A 6920-nucleotide genomic window follows, 5' to 3' on the forward strand; every position below is an offset into this window, starting at 1 on the left:
GGTGCACCGCCCCTCGCGGCCGCTGTGGCTGTGGGGCGCCGGCCATGTCGGCCGCGCCATCGCCGGGGTGATGGCCCCCCTGCCCGAGTTCGAGATCACCTGGATCGACACCGTGCCCGAGCGCTTTCCCGACCCGCTGCCCGCCGGCGTGGCCGCGCTTCCGGCGGCCGAGCCGGGGCTGCTGGTCTCCCGCGCGCCTGATGACGCCATGCACTTGGTTCTGACCTACTCCCACGCGCTGGACCTGGACCTGTGCCACCGGCTGCTGACCCACCGCTTCGCCTGGGCCGGGCTGATCGGTTCGGCCACCAAATGGGCGCGGTTCCGAGCGCGGCTGGCGGCGCTGGGCCACCCGCAAGAACAGATCGCCCGCATCACCTGCCCGATCGGCGACCCGGCGCTGGGCAAACATCCGCAGGCCATCGCCCTGGGCGTGGCGGCCGCGCTGCTGCACCTGCCCCCCGCCAATGCCCGCAAGGAGCACCGCGCATGAGTGACATCCTTCTCAGCATCAAGGGGCTGACCAAGGCCTATCCCGGCGTCGTCGCCAACAGCAACGTGTCCTTCGACATCGGCGAAGGCCAGGTGCATGCGCTGCTGGGCGAAAACGGTGCCGGCAAGTCGACGCTGGTCAAGATGATCTACGGGCTGGTGAAACCCGACAGCGGCACCATGACCCTGCGCGGCAAGCCCTATGCCCCGGCCGAACCCCGTGCGGCGCGGGCCGACGGCATTGCCATGGTGTTCCAGCATTTTTCGCTGTTCGACGCGCTGAACGTGGCCGAGAACATCGCCCTGGGCATGGAGAACCCGCCGCCGATGCGCGACCTGGCCCGCCGCATCCGCGAGGTCAGCGAAACCTACGGCCTGCCGCTGGATCCCTATCGCACGGTCGGCGATCTGTCCGCCGGAGAGCGGCAGCGGGTCGAGATCATCCGCTGCCTGTTGCAGGATCCGAAACTGCTGATCATGGACGAACCGACCTCGGTGCTGACCCCGCAGGAGGTGCAGATCCTGTTCGAGACGCTGCGCAAGCTGTCCTCGGAGGGCACGGCGATCCTTTATATCTCGCACAAGCTGGAGGAGATCCGGGCGCTGTGCGACCATGCCACGGTGCTGCGCCTGGGCAAGAATGTGGGCGAATGCGTACCGCGCGACACCTCGGCGCGGGACATGGCGGAACTGATGGTTGGCGCCTCGCTGAAAACCCCCACCCGCGCCGGGCGCGATCTGGGCGCAGCGGCGCTGGATATCACCGGCTTGTCGGTGGCCTCGCCCTCCGCCTTTGGCACCTCGCTGAAGAACATCCACCTGACGGTGCGCGAAGGCGAGGTTCTGGGCATCGGCGGCGTTGCCGGCAACGGCCAGGACGAGCTGCTGGCGGCGCTGACCGGCGAGGTGCTGACCGATGCGGACGCGGTCAAGCTGAAGGGCCGGCCGATCGGCCGGCTGGGCCCCATCGCGCGGCGCAATCTTGGCCTGCTCACCGCGCCCGAGGAACGGCTGGGCCATGCCGCCGCGCCGGATATGAGCCTGACCGAAAACGCCCTGCTGACCGGCTGGGTGCGCGAGAAGCTGCAGAATCGCGGCTTCCTGAAATGGGGCGCGGCGCAGGGCTTTGCCGAAACGATCATCAAGGGCTTCGACGTGCGCACCCCCGGCCCCGGCAATGCGGCGCGGTCGCTGTCGGGCGGCAACCTGCAAAAATTCGTCATCGGGCGCGAGGTGTTGCAGAACCCCGCGGTGCTGGTGGTGAACCAGCCGACCTGGGGCGTCGATGCCGCCGCTGCGGCGGCGATCCGGCAGGCGCTGCTGGATCTGGCAGCGGGCGGCGCCGCGGTGATCTGCATCAGCCAGGACCTGGACGAGCTGATGGAGATCGCCGACCGCTTCGCGGCGCTGAACGAAGGGCGGCTGTCGGCGCCGCGCGAAACCACCGGGCTGACGGTAGAGGAAATCGGGCTGATGATGGGCGGAGCACATGGCATGGAGGTTGCGGATGTCTGAATGGTCGGGGACCGAAGCCCCCGCGGAGCATGCCGCATGATCCTCCTGGAAAAACGCCCGCAACCGTCGCGCGCCTGGTCGGTCGCGACGCCGCTGATCGCGGTGATTGCCACCATGGTCTTCGGCGGGCTGCTGTTCGCGCTGTTGGGCAAGAACCCGGTCGAGGCGATCCGCACGATTTTCTGGGAACCGCTGTTCGGCGAATTCGCCTTTTATTACCGCCCGCAGCTTCTGGTGAAGGGCGCGCCGCTGGTGCTGATCGCCATCGGCCTGTCGCTGGGCTTCAAGGCCGGCATCTGGAACATCGGCGCCGAGGGGCAATATATCATCGGCGCGCTGGCCGGCGCCGCCGTCGGGCTGGCATTTTACCCGCTGGAGGCCTGGTACATCTTTCCGCTGATGGTGATCGCCGGCGCTCTGGGCGGCTGGGCCTGGGCGATGATCCCCGGCATTCTCAAGATCAAATTTGGCACCAATGAAATCCTGGTCTCGCTGATGCTGGTCTACGTGGCAGAGCAGATCCTCGCCTCGATGGCGCTGGGCCTGCTGAAAAACCCCGAAGGCTTCGGCTTTCCGGGCAGCCGCAACCTGAACGATTACACCCCTGCCAGCAGCTGGATCGATCAGAATGCCGGGATGCACTGGGGCGTGGTCACCGCGCTGATCGCGGTGATCTTCGCCTATATCCTGCTGAACCGGCACATGCTGGGTTTCAACATCCGGCTGACCGGTGACGCGCCGCGCGCGGCGCGGTTTGCCGGGGTCAACCCGGCGCGGCTGGTGCTGTTCTGCCTGGGCACCTCGGGGCTGCTGGCCGGGCTGGCCGGGCTGTTCGAAGTGGCTGGACCGGCGGGACAGGTCACCATCGATTTCAACACCGGCTATGGCTTTACCGCGATCATCGTCGCCTTCCTGGGCCGGTTGCACCCGGTCGGCATCCTGCTGGCCGGGCTGCTGATGGCACTGACCTATATCGGCGGCGAGATCGCGCAATCCAACCTGGCGCTGCCGGCGGCGGCGATCCAGGTGTTCCAGGGAATGCTGCTGTTCTTCCTGCTGGCTTTCGACCTCTTCACCAATTACCGGCTGCGGCTGAAAACGCGCGAGGCTGCCTGAGCCATGGATCTCTCTGCCACCCAATCCGCCCTGCTGGTCGCGTCGCTGATGGTGGCGGCCACGCCGATCCTGCTGGCCGCCATCGGCGAACTGGTCACCGAACGCGCCGGCGTGCTTAACCTGGGCGTCGAGGGAATGATGATCACCGGCGCGATCTGCGGCTTTGCCATGGCGGTGAATACCGGCTCTCCCACCCTGGGGTTTCTCGGCGCGGCGGCGGGCGGCGCGCTGCTGTCGCTGCTCTTTGCCCTGCTGACGCAATTCGCGCTGGCCAACCAGGTGGCCTCGGGCCTGTCGCTCACCCTGTTCGGCCTCGGCCTGTCCTCGTTGCTGGGGCAGAGCTATGGCGGGCAGAACCCGCCCCGGTCCTACCGGCTGGACATTCCCGGCCTGTCGGACCTGCCGTTCTTCGGCCGCGCCTTTTTCCAGCACGACCTGATGGTCTATCTCAGCCTGCTGATCGTGCTGGGGGTCTGGGCGCTGCTGAAATACACCCGGCTGGGCCTGGTCCTGCGCGCGGTGGGCGAAAACCACGAGGCCGCCCATGCGCTGGGCTACAAGGTGGTGGCGATCCGGGTCGCGGCCATCGCCTTTGGCGGCGCCTGCGCCGGTCTGGGCGGCGCCTATCTGAGCCTGGTGCGGGTGCCGCAATGGACCGACGGGATGACCGCCGGTGCCGGCTGGATCGCCCTGGCCATCGTCGTCTTCGCCTCGTGGAAACCGTGGCGCGCGCTGCTGGGCGCCTACCTGTTCGGTGGAGTCACCGTATTGCAGTTGAACCTGCAGGCGGCGGGTGTCAACGTGCCGGTGCAACTGTTGTCGATGTCGCCCTATGTCATCACCATCCTCGTTCTCGTCGTCATCTCGGCCCGCTCGGCCGGTGCCGGCGCCGCACCCGCCTCGCTGGGCCGGATGTTCCATGCCGGACGGTGACCGGGACCCATCAACTGGGGGGCAGCCCCCGCACCATTTCCAACAAGGGAGTATCTCATGAAACGCAGAACCCTACTTGCCGGGGCGATGACCGCGGCCAGCCTGGCGCTGGGCGCCGGTGCCGCGTTGGCCCAGGACACGCCGAAGATCGGCTTTGTCTATGTCGGCCCGGTCAATGATGGCGGCTGGAGCCAGCACCATCACCACGCGGCGATGACGATGAAGGAACATTTCGGCGACGCCATCGAACTGGTCGAACAGGCCTCGGTGCCCGAAGGAGCCGATGCCGAGCGGGTGCTGACGCAGATGGCGCTGTCCGGCGCCGACCTGATCTTTACCACCTCGTTCGGCTATATGGATCCGACGATCAACGTGGCCAAGAAGTTCCCGGACGTGAAATTCGAACACGCCACCGGCTACAAGACCGCGCCCAATGTCAGCGTCTATTCCGCGCGCTTCTACGAGGGCCGCGCCATCGAAGGCTTTCTGGCCGGTCACATGACCAAGACCAACAAGATCGGCTATATCGGCTCGTTCCCGATCCCCGAGGTGATCCGCGGCATCAACTCGACCTATGTGAACGCCAAGCGGGTGAACCCGGATGTCGAAATCTCGGTGATCTGGATCAGCACCTGGTTCGACCCGGCGAAAGAAGCCGACGCCACCCAGGCGCTGCTGGACCAAGGCGTTGACGTGGTGCTGGCCCATACCGATTCTACCGCGCCGCTGGCGGTGCTGAAGGAAAAGGGCGGGCTGGGCTTTGGCCAGGCCGCGGACATGTACGAATACGCGCCCGAGCCGCGGATCTCGTCGATCATTGACGAATGGGCGCCCTATTACATCGAACGGGTGCAGGCGCTGCTGGACGGCACCTGGGAAAGCGCGAACACCTGGGACGGCATCGGGGCCGGGATGGTCGGCATCGGTGAGATCACCGGCCCGGTGCCCGCCGATGTGAAGGCCGAGGCCGAGGCGCTGATCGAGGCCATCGCCAGCGGTGAATATCACCCCTTCACCGGGCCGCTGAACAAGCAGGACGGCACCCCCTGGCTGGCCGAGGGCGAAACCCCGGATGACGGCACCCTGGCCGGCATGAACTTCTATGTCGAAGGCATCACCGGCGAGATCCCGCAATAAGCGGCGCACCGGCGAAACGAAGGGCGCACCAAGCGGTGCGCCCTTTGCATTGAAGCTGCCGCTTGGGGCCGTGACCTCGTGGGCGCCCCGCCAAGCCGGCCAAACTCCCAGTTCCCGGGTCGTCTGAATTCCGGTTGAAACTATCCCAGTTTCCAGACCGTGGACCGGTCAACCCCACCCAAAACCAGCCAGGCATCACGGGGCGGCGGGATATGTCTTGCAATGGTCAATCCATCACCCGCAAACCGCGTTGCAGTAAGGGCCGCGTCCCACGCCCCTGCCCGCAACCCTTCGGCGGCCGCGACGGTGGAGCTGACCTCGATCACCTCCTCATAAGCACTTAGGCTGGCGTATTCTCGTGTTGCCGGGTGGAGGGCAATCGACCTCGGGCGCTCTTTGCGATGCAGGATTGCCAAGGGCTGACTCTCTGCGACAAATACATCCGTGATTTTCAGACCAAGTTTGTATTGCGCCGCCCCCACGACTTCGCCACAGCGACCGTGGGCCGCGCAGATGAAGATATGGTCGGCGGCGTCGCGCGTGCATGCCTGCAAAACGGCACCAAAATCATCGCACAAGAGAGGCGTGGCGGCGATCTCTTCGCGTTCAAGATAGGCTTGTAACACCAGGTGGTGATTGCTGCCTTCGGGCCCCAATGTTGCAAACGTCGAACTGGCCATCCAAACCTCGGTTTCACATGCGCAGGCGCTTGAAATGGCGGCGTCATACCAGGCTTGCGGGGTCTGCGATACCAACCCGGCAGGCCACACGCCACCCGCGTTGGCGATTTCGGCATTTGGCGTCCTGGACTCTGAAGCCGGACTTCGGCGCCTGTCCGGAGATCAGCCCGGCACCCACCGGCTTGGATCAGCGATCTTTCCAGTGTAGCGGCGTTTGGGTTCGTAAGGACTACTGAGCATAGCTCTTGAATACTCCTTTTGGGCAGCATCCCAAAGCCGACCAATGCGCAGACCGCAGCATCGTTCACTTTGGGCTCGAAACAATCATTCGACCGTTCCAGTCAAAACCGCCCGGCCCCCGGGCGCGCCAAGCTCGGCTGAGCGGACAAAGCCGATGTTCGGGTTTCGGTCACAAGCCGAGCATCGCCGGGCCGCGGCGCGGCGAGCCTGAGCGCGGAATCCCTCGATTAATCCCGGCCAAATCCGAAACGCTCACAGCTCTGCGCCCAGCCTAACCAGATCGCCGGGCCCGGGGGCGGCCCGGCAATGCGCGGCGGGCCTGCGGCCCTTTATTCCGCGAATGGCAGGGATCGGAGCGTCGAGCGCGACTCGGACCGGAGCCTGCGCTTCGGGCCTTCCCGGCGCTCGCGCGCACCCTTTACCGCAACAGGCTGGCGATCGACCCGCCCGTTTCCGCGTTGCAACGGTTGCAGCCTTCGAATTGCGCGTCAGAGGATCAGCGCCCAGCCTTCGGGGCGGCCGGGCGCAGGCCCGCCTGCTCTTGCCTCCGCCCCCTGCCTCGCGGCACAAGGAGTCCGGGCCGGACTGTACCACCCCGAAACCGAAAGAGGCCGCCATGCCCAAACGCGACGTTCCCTCCACCGCCAGCTTTGCCGAAACCACCCCCGACGGGCGGTTGTTCGCGCCGTCCGCCGCGCGCAATGCCGGGCCCTTGGGCGACCTGCTGGCCGATCTCGCCCCGGCGCGTGGGAGCGCGCTGGAACTGGCCAGCGGCACCGGCCAGCATGTTGCCGCCTTTGCCGCCCG

The 6920-nt window shown here is 66.4% G+C and carries 7 protein-coding genes; 6 read left to right on the forward strand and 1 reads right to left on the reverse strand.

From position 1 onward, the window contains the following. From xdhC to CVM52_RS22190, 5 genes are all read left to right on the forward strand, one after another. A partial coding sequence (gene xdhC / locus CVM52_RS22170) for a xanthine dehydrogenase accessory protein XdhC (protein WP_100164557.1) occupies positions 1–493 on the forward strand: 493 nt, incomplete at its 5' end. Next, the gene (locus tag CVM52_RS22175; protein ID WP_100164558.1) at positions 490–2007 is read left to right on the forward strand and encodes an ABC transporter ATP-binding protein; all 1518 of its coding nucleotides are present in this window, start codon (positions 490–492) and stop codon (positions 2005–2007) included. The genes xdhC and CVM52_RS22175, both read left to right, overlap by 4 nt. Before the next feature lie 36 nt (positions 2008–2043). After that, positions 2044–3123 (forward strand): ABC transporter permease, encoded by a 1080-nt coding sequence (locus CVM52_RS22180; RefSeq protein ID WP_100164559.1) that lies wholly within the window; start codon positions 2044–2046, stop codon positions 3121–3123. A 3-nt stretch (positions 3124–3126) separates the two neighbouring features. Then, positions 3127–4056 (forward strand): ABC transporter permease, encoded by a 930-nt coding sequence (locus CVM52_RS22185; RefSeq protein WP_100164560.1) that lies wholly within the window; start codon positions 3127–3129, stop codon positions 4054–4056. Between the two features lie 57 nt (positions 4057–4113). Continuing rightward, positions 4114–5193, forward strand: coding sequence for a BMP family ABC transporter substrate-binding protein (locus CVM52_RS22190; RefSeq protein WP_100164561.1), 1080 nt, complete (start codon positions 4114–4116; stop codon positions 5191–5193). 140 nt (positions 5194–5333) lie between these two features. On the opposite strand, the gene CVM52_RS22195 is transcribed toward CVM52_RS22190, so the two are convergent. Continuing rightward, positions 5334–5873, reverse strand: a complete 540-nt coding sequence (locus CVM52_RS22195; RefSeq protein ID WP_100164562.1) for a type 2 periplasmic-binding domain-containing protein — start codon at positions 5871–5873, stop codon at positions 5334–5336. Positions 5874–6729: 856 nt separating this feature from the next. Between CVM52_RS22195 and CVM52_RS22200 the strand changes: the two genes are divergently transcribed. Then, on the forward strand, positions 6730–6920 hold a 191-nt coding region (locus CVM52_RS22200), incomplete at its 3' end, for a DUF938 domain-containing protein (protein ID WP_133119936.1).

It is taken from the genome of Pseudooceanicola lipolyticus, assembly GCF_002786325.1.
Lineage (GTDB): Bacteria > Pseudomonadota > Alphaproteobacteria > Rhodobacterales > Rhodobacteraceae > Pseudooceanicola_C > Pseudooceanicola_C lipolyticus.